Source organism: Enterococcus sp. 5H (genome assembly GCF_028128615.1).
Classification (GTDB): Bacteria; Bacillota; Bacilli; order Lactobacillales; family Enterococcaceae; genus Enterococcus_L.
On record NZ_AMDP01000053.1, the window covers coordinates 1 to 323 of the forward strand.

Here is a 323-nt window from a genome sequence, read left to right on the forward strand (position 1 = left end):
AAACAATCTGCAAAAATGAATAAATTAATTGCTGAAAATGATCGTCTACAACAATCTTATGCGCAATTTGAAGATCGAGCAACAGGGTTGAAATCAGCTTTAAGTGGTGTAAATACCGAGCTTGGCGAAACTGCTACAAAGAGTAGTATGGCATCGAACGGGATGAACAATCTCTCAGGAAATACCAAAAAGACAGACGGAATATTCCGGCGACTAAAAGGGGCAATCGGTAATTCAATTGGTAATTTAGGCGGTCTTTTCCGACGACAGTCAAAGAGTGTTTCAAGTAGTACCAATCAAATGAACAACGCTTTAGGTGGATT

At 39.3% G+C, this 323-nt stretch carries 1 protein-coding gene; it reads left to right on the top strand.

The genetic code is table 11. The features are described 5' to 3' along the window. A partial coding sequence (locus C240_RS14150; protein ID WP_271497144.1) for a hypothetical protein occupies positions 1-323 on the top strand: 323 nt, incomplete at both ends.